The sequence below is a fragment of the Halococcus sediminicola genome, from assembly GCF_000755245.1.
Lineage (GTDB): Archaea > Halobacteriota > Halobacteria > Halobacteriales > Halococcaceae > Halococcus > Halococcus sediminicola.
On record NZ_BBMP01000015.1, the window covers coordinates 1 to 697 of the forward strand.

General features: G+C 61.1%; 1 pseudogene. It reads right to left on the reverse strand.

The features are described from left to right. Positions 1–15: 15 nt before the first annotated feature. A pseudogene (locus ACP97_RS08250) lies at positions 16–697 on the reverse strand (malate synthase); the annotation flags it as partial.

Sequence of the window (697 nt, forward strand, 5' to 3'; positions counted from 1 at the left end):
TTTTTAAGAGAAAGCGTCCATACTGGGAACGTATTCGACCATGTTCAACAGTTCCTCACGCAACTCGTCTTCGTCGAGGTGCTGCTCGTCGCTACCCACCTGAAGGGTGTAGCCGTCGCCACTCTCGTCGAGTGAGACACGGTCGCCCTCGTACACCTGTCTCTCGCCATCGCTTTCGAGGGCCACTTGTTGAGTGCCGTCATCCATGAGCCACCGTCCGGATTCGGGTGGCAGCGGCGATTTGTTCGCCTCCACCACTTGTCCAGGCGTCAGCGACCAGATGCCGAGCATGCCCTTGGCCTGGTTGTCGGTCATCCGCTCGCGGTAGCCCTCGACGTCCCGAATGTCGTCGTACGGGCCATCGACCGAGATCAAACCCGCCGCGCTCGCGCCCCGCGAGGTGTTGTGGCGGAGTTCGGGCCACGGTGGCAGGTTCCCGGTGGGCGTGATCGCGCGCATGTCCTTGGTGTAGTCCACTTCGCCATCCACGAGCATGAACAGCCGCTCCAAATTATTGGTCGGCTTGCCCATCTCCTCTCGGAGGTCGCCCATCGCTAACTCCGCGGCACCGCTTTCGATGATCACCGACATGGCTATCGAACCCTCTTCTAACCCGTGCTCGGTCTCGACGATGGTGATGAACTCGTCGGCTTTCTTCCAGTCGTCGACCCCGCCAACCTCCGGGATGACGAACCCG